This is a genomic window from Enterobacter cloacae complex sp. BZL2005, from assembly GCF_049238885.1.
GTDB classification, from domain to species: Bacteria; Pseudomonadota; Gammaproteobacteria; order Enterobacterales; family Enterobacteriaceae; genus Enterobacter; species Enterobacter roggenkampii.
In genome coordinates this window covers 19,982-34,753 of record NZ_JBMKGI010000005.1, presented here as the reverse complement: position 1 = coordinate 34,753, position 14,772 = coordinate 19,982, and the positions used below count along the sequence as shown (strand labels likewise).

At 56.8% G+C, this 14,772-nt stretch carries 13 protein-coding genes; 6 read left to right on the top strand and 7 right to left on the bottom strand.

What is annotated here, in order from left to right; all coding sequences use genetic code 11:
- Positions 1-25: 25 nt before the first annotated feature.
- From yhdP to mreB, 6 genes are all read right to left on the bottom strand, one after another.
- The gene (yhdP, locus tag ACOTXI_RS11210; RefSeq protein ID WP_058655007.1) at positions 26-3,823 is read right to left on the bottom strand and encodes an AsmA2 domain-containing protein YhdP; all 3,798 of its coding nucleotides are present in this window, start codon (positions 3,821-3,823) and stop codon (positions 26-28) included.
- A gap of 41 nt (positions 3,824-3,864) precedes the next feature.
- Positions 3,865-5,334: a ribonuclease G gene (gene rng / locus ACOTXI_RS11205; RefSeq protein WP_008502847.1), complete on the bottom strand. Its 1,470-nt coding sequence runs from the start codon at positions 5,332-5,334 to the stop codon at positions 3,865-3,867.
- Entirely contained in the window at positions 5,324-5,917 is a 594-nt protein-coding gene (locus tag ACOTXI_RS11200; RefSeq protein ID WP_008502848.1) for a Maf family protein, read from the bottom strand. Before ACOTXI_RS11200 ends, rng begins: the two co-directional genes overlap by 11 nt.
- A gap of 9 nt (positions 5,918-5,926) precedes the next feature.
- The gene (gene mreD, locus ACOTXI_RS11195; RefSeq protein WP_008502849.1) at positions 5,927-6,415 is read right to left on the bottom strand and encodes a rod shape-determining protein MreD; all 489 of its coding nucleotides are present in this window, start codon (positions 6,413-6,415) and stop codon (positions 5,927-5,929) included.
- Positions 6,415-7,431 (bottom strand): rod shape-determining protein MreC, encoded by a 1,017-nt coding sequence (gene mreC / locus ACOTXI_RS11190; RefSeq protein ID WP_008502850.1) that lies wholly within the window; start codon positions 7,429-7,431, stop codon positions 6,415-6,417. Before mreC ends, mreD begins: the two co-directional genes overlap by 1 nt.
- A 62-nt stretch (positions 7,432-7,493) precedes the next feature.
- On the bottom strand, positions 7,494-8,537 hold the full coding sequence (gene mreB, locus ACOTXI_RS11185; protein WP_000913396.1) for a rod shape-determining protein MreB: 1,044 nt from the start codon (positions 8,535-8,537) through the stop codon (positions 7,494-7,496).
- On the opposite strand from mreB, the gene ACOTXI_RS11180 reads away from it, so the two are divergent.
- Positions 8,506-8,739 carry a hypothetical protein gene (locus tag ACOTXI_RS11180; protein WP_162230876.1) on the top strand — a complete coding sequence of 78 codons (234 nt, stop codon included), beginning with the start codon at positions 8,506-8,508 and terminating at the stop codon, positions 8,737-8,739. The genes mreB and ACOTXI_RS11180 overlap by 32 nt on opposite strands.
- 80 nt (positions 8,740-8,819) lie before the next feature.
- On the opposite strand, the gene csrD is transcribed toward ACOTXI_RS11180, so the two are convergent.
- A complete protein-coding gene (gene csrD / locus ACOTXI_RS11175) occupies positions 8,820-10,760 on the bottom strand; it encodes an RNase E specificity factor CsrD (RefSeq protein WP_008502851.1) in 1,941 nt (646 codons plus the stop codon).
- A gap of 182 nt (positions 10,761-10,942) precedes the next feature.
- Here csrD and ACOTXI_RS11170 point away from each other — a divergent pair, with 182 nt between their 5' ends.
- From ACOTXI_RS11170 to accB, 5 genes are all read left to right on the top strand, one after another.
- Positions 10,943-11,917 carry an MDR family oxidoreductase gene (locus ACOTXI_RS11170; protein WP_008502852.1) on the top strand — a complete coding sequence of 325 codons (975 nt, stop codon included), beginning with the start codon at positions 10,943-10,945 and terminating at the stop codon, positions 11,915-11,917.
- Positions 11,918-11,994: 77 nt separating this feature from the next.
- A complete protein-coding gene (msrP, locus tag ACOTXI_RS11165) occupies positions 11,995-12,996 on the top strand; it encodes a protein-methionine-sulfoxide reductase catalytic subunit MsrP (RefSeq protein ID WP_058655006.1) in 1,002 nt (333 codons plus the stop codon).
- Positions 12,997-13,596 (top strand): protein-methionine-sulfoxide reductase heme-binding subunit MsrQ, encoded by a 600-nt coding sequence (msrQ, locus tag ACOTXI_RS11160; RefSeq protein WP_008502854.1) that lies wholly within the window; start codon positions 12,997-12,999, stop codon positions 13,594-13,596. It begins immediately after the preceding gene.
- A gap of 234 nt (positions 13,597-13,830) precedes the next feature.
- Positions 13,831-14,283, top strand: coding sequence for a type II 3-dehydroquinate dehydratase (gene aroQ, locus ACOTXI_RS11155; protein ID WP_008502855.1), 453 nt, complete (start codon positions 13,831-13,833; stop codon positions 14,281-14,283).
- 21 nt (positions 14,284-14,304) lie between these two features.
- On the top strand, positions 14,305-14,769 hold the full coding sequence (gene accB, locus ACOTXI_RS11150; RefSeq protein ID WP_058655005.1) for an acetyl-CoA carboxylase biotin carboxyl carrier protein: 465 nt from the start codon (positions 14,305-14,307) through the stop codon (positions 14,767-14,769).
- Positions 14,770-14,772 lie beyond the last annotated feature (3 nt).

Sequence of the window (14,772 nt, the reverse complement as noted above, 5' to 3'; positions counted from 1 at the left end):
GAGGCAATTACCTGCCCACGTCAAATCATTGCTGTGCATCTTTGCGCGGCTGGCGCAGCACCTCGTTAATCTGCGGTTTATCGACCGGACCGGTAATGCGGTAGCGCAGAATGGAGACCTTGCTCCACAGCGGCCCCAGCACTTTGCTGGCGGCAAACACCGCCGCACCGACAATCGGGTTCACCACGAAGGCCGCCGCAACGCCCACGCTCGCGGAAATTTCCGGCGCCACCACGGCTTCCATATCCAGCTCGCGGCGCACGAGGTTGACCGAGCCTTTCATGGCGATATCCGCTTCCAGGCCATCCACCAGCGTATCGTCCGTATGCAGAACGCCGTCCTTGATCCACGCCGTACTGCGGATGGAATCGTAGTAGAACCCTTCGCTGAAGGTATCGCTGAAATCGAAGCGCAGCTTGCGCAGCAGCGCATCAAAACTCAGCAGGCGCAGGATCTGCCCGGCGCGCCCCGTGCTCACGTCGGCGATTTCACCTTTGCCGAAGTGGGTTTTCAGAATGCCGTTCATCGAGGCCTCATCCGGCTTCCAAGGGGCGTCGCGCCAGTGAAGATCGTAATCGACGTCAAATGACGAACCGCGCAGCGGCGTGCTGATGCCAAAGAAATTGGCTGCCGCATCCAGTTTGTTGCCTTTAATGTCGCCCTTGAGGGACGTTCGCTGCTCGCCCGGATTATTCACCCATTCCCCGCCTGCCGTCATGCGGCCAAAGCCGGTGTCGATCAATCCACCGGTGAGCGTAAGCGTATTTCCCTGAATGGCAAAATCACCGTCGATACGGCCATATTTCTGTCCCCACAGCCAGCACTCCGCGCAGCGCAGCTGGAGATCGGGCCAGCCGCTAAAATCGACGCGGGAGGTTTGACTCAGCGGCGAGGCATCCGCCGGTTTATCTTTACTCGCGGCGGCCGGGTTGTAGTAGAGATAACGGATCGCCGCCTGCCACGGCGCGTGATTGCGCATGGTCAGCGTGCCGTTGATCTCCCGGCCCTGGGCCTCCACTTTCGTACCGTTAGCAGCGGGCTGCGAGACAATACTCAGGTTGTTCCACTGCTGCCCACCCAGCATCAGCGACGGCGTGCGTACGGTAATGGTTTGCGGGAACTGGGCGGTTTCATCAACGTTTTGCCCAACGCCTTTCTGGAACAACGCCAGCCACTCTGCACCGTCCATCGGCGGCAGATTCAGCTCAACGCCCGTCTGCTCTGGCAGCGGCGGCGTGGAGCGGCTATCCGTCGTCCAGATTGCCCTGTCGAGGGTGAGCTTGCGGTTAAGCAGCCAGCGGCTGTTGAAGTGGTTCGTCCCGCCCGCGTTTCCGGTCAGCGCGAAGCTGTTCAGGTTGCCCTCGACGTTCAGCTTCACCGGCAGCGGCTGTCCGGCCTGTTTATCCAGCGGCGCAGGCAGCTGGCTTCGAAGATTCTTCAGATCACCCGTGATGTCGACCTTGTACTGGGCACCCGCGTGATAAGGCAGGTCGATTGCCACTTTACCCTGCCAGGCGACCGCCCCCTCCACCGACGCCTCAATCGGCTTCGGCAGGACATCCATTCGCGCTGGCTGCCAGTTACCGTCCAGATTGACGGCCACCTGATACGCCTTTTCACCCTCTGTGGTCGTGAAGTCGATATTCACGGGCTGATTAAACCAGCTGGCGGTCAGCGGCTCGCTCTTCAGGTTACCGTTCTCAAAGCTGAACTGCCCGCTGAGATTTTTCAGGGTGCTCTCAAGGGGTTTAATGTACAGACTGTTGTTCTTCAGACGGACGTCGCCTTTCGCGGTGGTCATCTCACCGTCCAGCGGGATATCAAGATGTAAGCGAGCATTCACATAGCCATCAAGCTGCAGCTGCTGAAGCGTCGCCGCCAGCGACTCTTTCAGGGGGGTCTCCTCAAAGTACGGTCCCACCGCCTTGCCGGGACCGTTGATGTCGGCATCAATCAGCAGCTTCTCTTTTGAGTAGTCCGGAATGTTGGCCGTCAGGTTGCTGGCCGTCACGCCGCCCAGCGCCACGCTGTCGGACTTCATCCACAGGCCGTCATTGAGGAAGTTAAGTTCGATATCCAGGTTTTTCAGCGCGGGCCAGCCCGGCTGGAACGCGAAGGTGGCGTCATGCAGCGGCACCAGCACCTGGAACTGACCTTCATTATGTTTGTACGGGAACAGATGGGGGTTACCGCCGTAGACCAGCGTGGCGTTTTCCGCCTGACCACCCTGGATTGCGCCGCTCAGATAGTCGACCAGCGCTTTACCCATCAGGTTTTCCGGGAAATAGCGCCAGGCCTGCGAGCCATCATCGGTACTGATTCCGGCCAGAATACCCAGCCACGGCTCGTCCCCCTGCGGTTGCAGATAGCGGAAGTCACCCCGCGCGTGTACCGCTTTAGCTTTGACATCGATGTGGCGACCATCGAGCTGGAAGCCCTTATCGTTACGGAGCCAGTTAAGCACTGCGTTGCCCTGTTCGATTTCCAGCGGTGCGCGGAAGACCGTCTCGTACGGCATTCTGGCGTCGTGCATATCAACCGTCAGCCTGCCGTTCTCCACGCTGCCTTCCAGCTTGCCGCTAAAGTGCTCCGCACCCGGCAGCAGCTTCCACTGCTTCCAGGCAAGATCTTTCCATGTTGCCTGGAAACGGGTTTTTTCCGTCGCCTGAAGCGGGATATCCAGCGCCAGAGAATCGATCTTTCCGCTCGGCTGCGTAGCCAGCCAGATCTCGCCCAGGTCTGGAGAGAGCTTTGCCGCCATTGAGCGCAGCCCTTCAATGGCGGCCAAATCCAGGTTGCTGGCGCGGATGCGCAGCTCGTCGCTGCGTTTACTGGCCGTGCCACCAACGTCCTGCTCCGGCATCCAGGCCAGCGTCAGCGCACCGCGCGGCCACGGCTTGCCGTCCATCGCGATCCGCGTATCGGGAATGGCAAACTGCCAGCCCTCTTTCTCCTGCGTCACGTGGGCGGTGAGGTTATCGACGGAAAGCTGATGCTGTTGTTTTTCGCCTTTCCAGCTCGCGCCCCCCTGCTTGAGCCAGATATCACCGCTGGCAAATTCGCCTTTCGTCAGGGTCAGCCAGCCTTCAAGGCTGAATCGGGCCGTTTCCAGCTGCATATTCTGCTGGAGCCAGTCGCCCAGCCACGGCTTGACGTCCACATCGTCGGCCTGCAGCCAGACTTTGCCGTTATTTAGCAGACCGTCATCGTCACGCAGATCCATGCGCACCTGCATCACGCCGTGCTGACCGTTCAGGCTGGAGAGACTCACCTGCCCCTCAGCGCGGTGCCGGTTCCTGCCGTTGAGCCAGGTCAGCTGGGGGATCGCCAGTTCCGCACGCTGGCCGGAAAGGGTAATAAAGCTCACTTCGCTGTCGCGCAGATCGAAATGATCGAACTGGCGCAGGAAAAGATCGCTAAAACGGTTGGCCTCAAGCCCCTGGCTGCTGTCGCCGCCGGAGATGGGCGTATTGGTCAGAAACTGAAGCTGATAAAAGGTGAGATCGCGAAACTGCCAGCGCAGATGCAGCAGGCTTTGCCAGACGTCCAGCGCCAGGGTCACGCGTTTGATTTTGAGGTGGCCGCCATCTTTCAGGCTGGCGTTGATATCCCGCACATCGAGCGTCGGGCCAAAGTTCTGCCAGCTGGCGCTTACCTGGCTGACGTTCACCGGCACGCCGGTGGTGGATTCGATTTTTGCCAGCAGCTGCGGACGCCAGCTGTCCAGATGCGGTAAAACGAGGCGTAGCCCGCTCACGAGCAACGCGACAATCACGACCAGCGTTGCCCCTGTAAGCAATAAAATCCCCGGCAATCGCCTCACGCATCTCTCCTTGTCAGCTTTGGTCACGCAGCGTACTGCGCTTACATCATCACGACGTCAAACTGCTCCTGGTTATAGAGCGGTTCAATTTGTACTTTTACCTGTTTGCCGACAAAGATTTCCACTTCCGCCAGCGCGTGTGACTCTTCGCCTTTCAGCGCTTCAGCCACCGCAGGGGAAGCATAGACCAGAAAACGATCGGAGTCGTAGGCATGATGAACACGGACGATTTCACGCATGATCTCGTAGCAGACGGTCTCAACCGTCTTTACCGTTCCGCGTCCATGGCAGGTCGGGCATTCATTACACAGCACATGCTCCACGCTCTCGCGGGTACGCTTACGCGTCATTTCCACCAGCCCCAGCTGTGAGAAGCCGTTGATGCTGGTTTTCACGCGATCTTTACTCAGGGCCTGCTCAAGCGAGTGCAGCACGCGGCGGCGATGGTCTTCATTACTCATATCGATGAAGTCGATGATGATAATGCCGCCCAGATTGCGCAGACGAAGCTGGCGCGCAATCGCCTGCGTGGCTTCGATGTTGGTGTTGAAGATGGTGTCGTCCAGATTGCGATGACCTACAAACGCGCCGGTGTTGATATCGACGGTGGTCATCGCTTCGGTCTGGTCGATGATCAGATAGCCGCCGGACTTCAGTTCAACCTTACGCTCCAGGGCACGCTGGATCTCGTTTTCGACATCATAGAGATCGAAGATCGGCTGACGCCCGGTGTAGTGCTCCAGCAGGCCCGGCATTTCCGGGATATATTCAGCGGTAAACTCCAGCAGCGCTTCATACGTCAGGCGGGAATCCACGCGAATGCGGTCGAGCTGCGCGTCGGCAAAGTCACGCAGCACGCGCTGCGCCAGCGCCAGCTCACCATAGAGCTGATAGCGGGTCTGGTTGCGTTTTTTACGCTCCATCACTTTTGTCCAGACGCGCTTCAGGTAAGCCGCATCTGACGCCAGGTCTTCCTCGCTGATCCCTTCCGCGGCGGTGCGGATGATAAATCCTCCCTGTTCATCGCAGTAGGCGCTGACGACTTTCTTCAGGCGCTCGCGCTCGCTTTCGCTCTCAATACGCTGCGAAACGCCCACGTGCGACGCGCCGGGCATAAACACCAGATAGCGGGAAGGTAAGGTGATATCGGTGGTCAGACGGGCGCCTTTGGTACCAAGAGGATCTTTCACCACCTGCACCATTAAGTCCTGGCCCTGACGCACCAGCTCAGAAATGTCACGCACGGCAAACTGTTTTTGCTCTTCGCCCGCGACGCACTCGGTGTGCGGCATGATGTCGGAGGCATGTAAAAATGCCGCCTTATCCAGTCCAATATCTACAAAAGCCGCCTGCATACCCGGCAGTACACGACTGACACGACCTTTGTAGATATTGCCTACTATTCCGCGCCGCGCTTCACGCTCAATATGAATTTCCTGAAGAATGCCACCGTCAATATAGGCCACACGGGTTTCCGATGGCGTTACGTTTACCAACAATTCAGCCGTCATAATTATCCCTTCCCTCACGCAGTGAGTTAAAATTGCTCAGCAACTCATACGTTTCCACCAGCGGTAAGCCGACTACGGCGTGATAGCTGCCATGAATCTTCCTGACAAAACAGCCACCCAGCCCCTGAATACCGTATGCACCTGCTTTATCCATCGGTTCACCGCTGGCAATATAAGCGGCGATCTCGTCGTCGGTAAGTACTCTGAACGTGACATCCGTCACCACCAGGCAATCCAGCACGTGCTGGCGGTCCGCCAGCGCGACGGCCGTCATCACCTGATGCGTTTGCCCGGACATTTTGCGCAGCATGCGCGCCGCGTGTTCGGCGTCATGCGGTTTCTCCAGCACTTCACCGTTAAGGATAACGATGGTATCAGCTCCCAGCACGGGCAGATCGCGCGGCACGCAGGCCACGCCCGCCTGCGCTTTCTCGCGCGCCAGACGTGACACGTACTGTTGAGCACTTTCGCCCTCAGCACGTATTTCTTCAATGCCGGTCACGATGCGTTCAAAAGAGACCCCAAGCTGCGTCAGGAGTTCCTGACGGCGCGGGGAGCCGGAAGCGAGATACAAAGACGTCATAGAAACCTTTTATTGCACAGCAAACTGCTGGCGAACCTTACGCATCAGCAGGAATAGCCACGGCCAGAGCACACCGTTTACTACACTACTCCAGAACACTTCCGGTCGGAAAGAGACGTTGATCACTAAAAACTCTGCCCAGAAAACAACGATATCCGCAGCAAGCGACAACAGCATCACGACCAGGGCCTGTTGCCAGAGCGCGAGGTTACGGAAGAGCTGGAATTTCAGTGCGACGAGGTACGCAATAATGCTCATGGACAAGGCGCGTACGCCCAGCGTAGAGCCACTAATGAGATCCAGTATGGCACCCATCACAAAACCCGTGCCGACATTTACGCGATGCGGCAGGGCAAGGATCCAGTAGAGCAAAATGAGCAAGACCCAGTTTGGCCGGAAAACGAGAATGTTATCCGGCCAGGGCATAATCTGCAGCAACAGTGCAATGAGGAACGAGAGCCAGATGACCCAGCGTCCCTGGCTACGATAGCTTGCCACTACTGCCCTCCCGAAGAGAGTTTAGGCGGTGGCGGCGCATCCGGCAGCGGCTGCGTTAACCCCGTTGCCGGTGCCGGGACTGGCGCAGGCGGCCCCATAGAGTCCGCTGGCGGCAGAACCTGCGGCATCATCTGCATAAGACGTTCGTTAGCCACGCGATGGACCTCTTCAGGCGTCATCGGGTTAGTACCGTTACGATCGGCGCCCCACAGCAGCAGCAGGTAGCGCAGACGCTGTAAACCGGCGGTTGGACGCGCCTGAATCACGGTATAGGCACGCTGCGTATCCAGCTTCACCGAAGAGACCACCGCAACCGGATAGCCTTCAGGGAAGCGGCCACCCAGACCGGAGGTCACCAGCACGTCGCCCACGCGGATATCCGTGTTGGCCGGCAGGTGTTCCAGCTGCAGATCGTCCGTACAGCCGTTCCCGGCCGCAATCACGCGGATGTCGTTGCGCAGCACCTGGATCGGCAGCGCATGCGTGGCGTCGCAAATCAGCAGCACGCGGCTGGTCAGTTTGGCGACGGCAACAACCTGGCCTACTACGCCTTTATCACTGATGACGGGCTGGCCTTCATACACCCCGTTGACGCTCCCTTTGTCGATCACAACCTGATCGCTGTAAGGGTCGTTCACGGTGGAGATCACCTGGGTAACCATCTTCTGCTCATCCTGACGCAGCGGCGAGCCGAGCAGCTCACGCAGACGCGCGTTTTCCTGCTTGTATTGCCCCAGCATCAGAAGTTCGCTGTTTTTCAGCAGCAGTTCCTGGCGTAATGCCCGGTTTTCAAGTTCGAGCTGGTCTCGTGAAGACAGCGTTTGAGAAACGGAGTCGAGCAGTTCACGGGGACCATTTGATATAAAGTAGAAAGGACTGACGGCGGTATCCATGTACGTTCGGATCTGGCTGAACGTACCGAGGCGGCTATCGGCAATAATGACCCCAAGCGCAACCAGAACCGCCAGAATGAGGCGAAACTGTAGCGATGGGCCACGGCTAAAAATTGGCTTCATAGGCTATGCGTATTCTCGCGTCAGAGAGAAAGGGTAGCAAATTGCTACCCTCTCAAACTCGACTACTCTTCGCTGAACAAATCGCCGCCGTGCATGTCGATCATTTCCAGCGCCTTGCCACCACCACGGGCGACGCAAGTCAGTGGATCTTCTGCAACTACGACAGGAATACCTGTCTCTTCCATTAACAGGCGGTCGAGGTTACGCAGCAGCGCACCACCACCGGTCAGAACCATACCGCGCTCGGAGATATCGGACGCCAGCTCTGGTGGGCACTGTTCCAGCGCGACCATTACCGCACTCACGATACCCGTCAGTGGCTCCTGCAGTGCTTCCAGAATTTCGTTGGAGTTCAGGGTGAAACCGCGTGGAACACCTTCAGCCAGGTTGCGGCCACGTACTTCGATCTCGCGCACTTCATCGCCCGGATATGCAGAGCCGATTTCGTGTTTGATGCGCTCTGCGGTGGCTTCACCGATCAGAGAGCCGTAGTTACGGCGCACATAATTAATGATGGCTTCGTCGAAGCGGTCACCACCGATACGTACGGAAGAGGAGTACACCACGCCGTTCAGAGAGATAACGGCCACTTCAGTGGTACCACCACCGATATCCACCACCATGGAACCGGTCGCTTCAGACACAGGCAGACCTGCACCGATTGCCGCCGCCATTGGCTCTTCAATCAGGAACACTTCACGCGCACCTGCACCCTGAGCAGATTCACGGATTGCGCGACGCTCTACCTGGGTTGCGCCAACCGGCACACACACCAGAACACGCGGGCTTGGACGCATGAAGCTGTTGCTGTGAACCTGCTTGATGAAGTGCTGAAGCATTTTTTCAGTCACGAAGAAGTCAGCGATAACGCCGTCTTTCATTGGGCGAATAGCGGCGATGTTGCCAGGGGTACGACCCAGCATCTGCTTCGCGTCATGACCCACTGCGGCTACGCTTTTCGGCGAGCCTGCACGATCCTGACGAATGGCCACAACGGAAGGCTCATTCAATACGATGCCTTGTCCTTTTACATAAATAAGGGTATTCGCAGTACCCAGGTCAATGGACAGGTCATTGGAAAACATGCCACGAAATTTTTTCAACATACTAAGGGATAATCCTGAAAGCTGGGGCGGAAAACAAAATCCGCTTACTTTACCAACCACACGCAGCAGCGACAAGGCGCAAAAATCATCTGCAACGGTGAAAATTTGTGCAGTACGTTTCCTGATGTTACAAAATCATCCCCTGACTCCCTCAGGGCTGAGTAAACAGCAGCACTCCTTACTGACCTTTGTAACCCGTTAAAGGTCGTTCACTGGCTTTTTGCTCGACATACTCAAAGCTACAGGCGCGATATTCTACGTGAAAACAGCGTAAACGGCAGGTCAAACCGAGTATCTTTGCAAATATTTTTTCACATTGGTGTCAAGCGGCTGAGAGGCAGCAAAAAAATCCCCCTGACCACCCATTACACCGCGCTCTGTTAACATTTGCCATTCGCCTCTGGCGCGTACGCCCGCGGCAAACACCTGTGTTCGCGTTCCTTTGCACGCCTCAACCAGGCTCTGTACCAGCAGCTGGTTTTCCGTGCGCTTTTCAATATTCCTTACCAGCCCCGGATGTAGCTTTAATAGCTCCACATCCAGCTCCTTGATCCAGTTGGTGCTGACCAGCGTCAAACCTGCCTGCGTCACCGCGACGCGCGCGCCGAGCGCGTTGATCAAACGAACCACCGGACGTAACCGGCTGATGTGTTGACCTACATCCGCCTCAGCAAGTTCAAAAATAATGCGTTTGCGTTGCGATTTTTCGCATTGCATTAATGTATCACGCAGCCAGCGCTGAAAACGCGGGCGTATTAATGACTCCACGGTGACCTGTAACGCCAGGCTCTCTTCAGGCCAGAATGATAAAAACGGAATCAAGCGGCTAATTTGCTGACGGTCATACTCTTCGGACAGCCCAAATTGCAGCACCATTGGCAGATATTCCGCAGAAATAACCTCTTCCGTACCGTCAAAAATACGACACATCAGTTCACGGTGATGAACGTTGCCGTTTTTCATGACCGCGGGTTTTTGATAAATACGCGGTCCGCCGCGACTTAGCATTTGCTCAATCAACGTACGCCAGCGCACGTTACCGCGCCCTTTTTCCGGCAGCGAATCATCATAGACCGCCCATCCGTTCGCGCCCTGCAGCACGGCGTTGCGGGTGGCCGCTTCCGCATGCTCCATCACCTGTTCTGTCGATTGTCCGCCACGCCAGGCGCAGATCCCCATGTGGACCATATCGTCCCTGTCGAGCATTTTGCTCTGCGGCAGCGCATCAACCGCCTTCAGCAGCTGGCTGGCGATGCTTTCCGACTCCTTCAGCGTCCGATGCGGCAGCAACACGGCAAAGTCGCTGCGGTGGTAGCGGGCCAGCAGCGCGCCCGGGTAGCGCATAATAAAGGTGGAGAGCAGGTTGATCAGCGTAAAGAGATTTTCTTCCGCGGCCCGCTGTCCCCAGGTGTCGCGCAGGAGATCGAAATCAGGCAGGCGAACCATCATCACCACCCCGTGCGTCCCCACTTTTTCCGAATCGTCGAGCAGCGTGGCGAGCTGATTATCAAAGAAAAGGCGGTTGTTGAGGCCGGTTTTATTATCCTGCGCGGCATAGGAGCGGATCAGCGTATCCATACGGCTGCGCTGGTCGCTGGCAAACTGGATTTCCGAGAGCAGCGTATCCAGCGCGCTGCTGGCGCGTGACGGCCATTCGTGGACTGAACCACGGACCTGCGGGCCGCGTTCACCGTTAAGGATCCGCACGGAGCGCATCTCCAGCAGCTCCTGGCCGGAGAGCTGGCGGCGCAGCCAGCGGACCGCGAGAAAGATCAGCAGGACGATAAACGCCACCGCGACGGTGAGCGGCGCAGTGGTCATCATGGAACGGAAATAGCTGGCCATCGGATCGAGATAGACCATGTGTATGGTCATCCCCGGATTTTTAAGGGAATGTACGGTCACTTCCCGATACTGGCTCACCACGCCCGCAGGCCGATAGCTTCCCGGGCGTTCGTGGCTTAACACACGATGCTTTCCCTGCTGAATGTCGATCTGAACAATATCAACAGGTACCATCAACTCATCGAGCTCCCTGGAGAGTGCCGGCAGCGGCGTCGTCAGCAGACGCGTATCAATCACCGACGCAACAGACTGTACCCGGTTAACCAGTTTGTCCTGAATGGCGTTGTAAAAGCTCAGAGAGCAGCCCAGAAGGGTGACAAAAATGGTAAGCCCCGTCAGCAAGGTGATAAAAGCTGAGAACTTCGTCGTTAATCGCATCCTTGAGATTACTCCGTGGGTTGATGGGGTAGCGAGTAAGCGCTAACTTGCATGTCAAATGCGGCATACTACCAAATCGGGTGTATCTGGCAATTTATTGCGTTAAATCGGCACTGCGTTTCCCTGAGCGAGTATAGTCTTCAGAAATTATTTTCCAATCATATGAGTCGAGAGGACCCCGTATGCAGGCTTTGATCTTAGAACAGCAGGACGGCAAAACGCTTGCCTCAGTGCAGGCGGTAGAAGAGAGTCGTCTGCCGGAAGGCGAAGTAACCGTCGACATCGACTGGTCCAGTTTAAATTATAAAGATGCGCTGGCGATTACCGGTAAGGGTAAAATCATCCGAAATTTCCCTATGGTGCCGGGAATTGATTTCGCTGGCCGGGTTCATACCAGCGAGGATCCGCGCTTCCATCCGGGCCAGCAGGTCCTGCTCACCGGCTGGGGCGTAGGTGAAAATCACTGGGGCGGGCTGGCCACGCAGGCGCGCGTGAAGGGCGACTGGCTGGTGCCGATGCCGAAAGGTATGGATGGCCGCAAGGCGATGATCGTCGGCACGGCAGGCTTTACCGCGATGCTGTGCGTGATGGCGCTGGAAGACGCAGGCATCCGCCCTGAATCGGGGGAAGTTGTCGTCACCGGTGCCAGCGGGGGCGTGGGCAGCACGGCAGTGACGCTACTGCACAAGCTGGGCTATCAGGTTGCGGCGGTTTCCGGTCGGGAAAGTACCCACGATTACCTGCGCCAGCTCGGTGCAAACCGCATTCTCAGCCGTGACGAATTCGCCGAAACCCGTCCACTGGAAAAACAGGTCTGGGCGGGCGCGGTGGATACCGTCGGTGATAAAGTGCTGGCAAAAGTCCTGGCGCAGATGAACTACGGCGGCTGCGTGGCCGCCTGTGGGCTGGCGGGCGGATTTGCCCTGCCAACCACCGTGATGCCATTCATTCTGCGTAACGTCCGCCTGCAGGGCGTGGATTCCGTGATGACACCTGCGGCTCGTCGTACTGAGGCATGGGAACGTCTGGTGCGCGATTTGCCGGAATCTTTCTACACCGAGAGCGCCACGGAGATTACGCTCAGCCAGGCACCGGACTATGCCAGTAAGATCATGGATAACCAGTTCCACGGTCGCGCGCTGGTGAAAATCGCCTAATCTTCAAATTTTCGTGACATATTCGCGCGAATCACTCTCCTCCGTCATGCTTAGGAAAACGCATGACGGAGGATGCCATGAAAAACCGAAAACTGACGGAAGCCGACGTAACGTCTGAGTCTGTCTTTATGTTACAGCGCCGCCAGATCCTGAAAATGCTTGGCATCAGCGCCACCGCGCTCTCGCTCTCGCCTTCGGCTCACGCTGACCTGCTCGACTGGTTTAAAGGCAACGATCGGCCGAAGGCCCCTTCCGGCGCCCCGCTCACCTTTACGAAACCCGCCCAATGGCAGAACAAACTGACGCTTACGCCGGAAGAAAAAGTGACGGGCTATAACAACTTCTACGAATTTGGCCTCGACAAGGCCGATCCTGCGGCCAACGCCGGTAGTCTCAAAACCGATCCGTGGACGCTGAAAATCGACGGCGAAGTGGCAAAACCCCTGACGCTGGACCACCACGATCTGACCACCCGTTTCCCGCTCGAAGAGCGTATCTACCGCATGCGCTGCGTGGAAGCCTGGTCGATGGTGGTGCCCTGGATCGGCTTCCCGCTGCATAAATTGCTGGCGATGGTGGAGCCCACCAGCAACGCAAAATATGTCGCTTTCCAGACGCGGTATGCGCCGGACGAGATGCCGGGCCAGAAAGACCGGTTCATTGGCGGCGGGCTGGAGTATCCCTACGTTGAAGGGTTACGCCTTGACGAAGCCATGCACCCTCTTACGCTGCTGACCGTCGGCGTTTACGGCAAGGCGCTTCCGCCGCAGAACGGCGCGCCCATCCGTTTGACCGTGCCGTGGAAATACGGTTTCAAAGGAATTAAGTCTATCGTCAGCATTAAGCTCACCCGCGAGCGTCCGCCAACCACCTGGAATCTGGCGGCTCCGGACGAATACGGTTTCTTCGCCAACGTGAATCCGCACGTGGATCATCCGCGCTGGTCGCAGGCGACCGAGCGTTTTATCGGTTCCGGCGGCGCGCTGGACGTGAAGCGCCAGCCAACGCTGCTGTTTAACGGTTATGCGGATGAAGTGGCCTCGCTGTACCGTGGCCTCAATTTACGGGAGAACTTCTGAGTGCGTTTAACGGCAAAACAGATTACCTGGCTGAAAGTGCTGCTGCATTTAGCCGGAATACTCCCCTTTCTCTGGCTGTTCTGGGCCGCCAGCCAGGGGCTTTTTAGCGCCGATCCGGCCAAGGATATCCAGCATTTTACCGGTCGGATGGCTCTGAAATTTTTACTGGCCACCTTGCTCGTCTCGCCGCTGGCGCGCTACGCTAAACAGCCACTATTGATACGCACCCGTCGGCTTTTGGGGCTATGGTGTTTTGCCTGGGCCACGCTGCATCTGACCAGCTATGCCCTGCTGGAACTGGGAATTAACAATCTGACACTGCTTGGCCGCGAACTGGTGACGCGCCCTTATCTGACGCTGGGTATTGTGAGCTGGGTGATTTTACTGGCGTTAGCGCTGACATCCACGCAATATGCGCAGCGAAAGTTGGGCCGTCGCTGGCAGTTGCTGCATAACTTCGTCTATCTTGTCGCGATCCTCGCACCCATTCATTATCTGTGGTCGGTGAAGATCCTCTCTCCGCAGCCGGTCCTTTACGCGCTGGCGGCCGTGGCGCTTTTAGCATGGCGTTACAAGAAGTTCCGCCAGTGGTTGCGATAGTTCGCGAAACTGTGCGTTTTCCCGCAGATTGCCTCTCAACCGCAAATCTTTTTTGGATTGCGGTTGATAATCTTCCCTGATAAGACCAGTATTTAGCTGCCAAATGCTACGAAATCGTTATAATGTGCGACCTTGGTTCGCCTGACAGTGGTTTTTGGCCTCTGAAAAGGTGACATTTGCGCTTCGACGGTATATTTTGTTTTTTACCCGAAAATCGCAGGAGATAGCGGCATAATGACTGATAAGTTCCAGATCTTAGTTTTGAACGGACCGAACCTGAACATGCTCGGCACCCGTGAGCCGGAGAAGTACGGCACGCTGACATTAAGCGAAATTGTTAACCGTTTGAGCACGGAAGCAGCGTCGCTGAATGTGGATTTGGATCATTTTCAGTCAAACGCGGAGTACGCAATCATCGACCGTATTCATCAGGCTAAAGACAATGTGGACTATATCCTGATCAATCCGGCCGCGTTTACGCACACCAGTGTTGCTATCCGCGACGCACTGCTTGCGGTGAGTATCCCGTTTATCGAGATCCACCTGAGTAACGTGCACGCCCGAGAGCCGTTCCGTCACCACTCGTATCTGTCGGATATCGCTGCTGGCGTTATCTGTGGACTGGGCGCAGACGGCTATTCATACGCTTTACAGACAGCGGTAAAACGCTTGTCACAATCACACTAAACAAGAGTACGGAACCCACTCATGGATATTCGTAAGATTAAAAAACTGATCGAGCTGGTTGAAGAATCAGGCATCTCCGAACTGGAAATTTCTGAAGGCGAAGAGTCTGTACGCATCAGCCGTGCAGCCTCAGCCGCTAGCTTCCCGGTAATGCAGCAAGCTTACGCTGCGCCAGTGCAGCAGCCTGCGCTCTCCGCAGCCGTTGCACCAGCAGCAGCTGAAGCCGCACCTGCCGCTGCAGCAGAAATCAGTGGTCACATCGTACGTTCCCCAATGGTTGGTACTTTCTACCGCACCCCGAGCCCGGACGCGAAGGCGTTCATCGAAGTGGGTCAGAAAGTCAACGTAGGCGATACCCTGTGCATCGTTGAAGCGATGAAAATGATGAACCAGATCGAAGCAGACAAATCAGGTACTGTGAAAGCGATTCTGGTCGAAAGTGGTCAGCCGGTTGAATTTGACGAGCCGCTGGTCGTCATCGAGTAACGA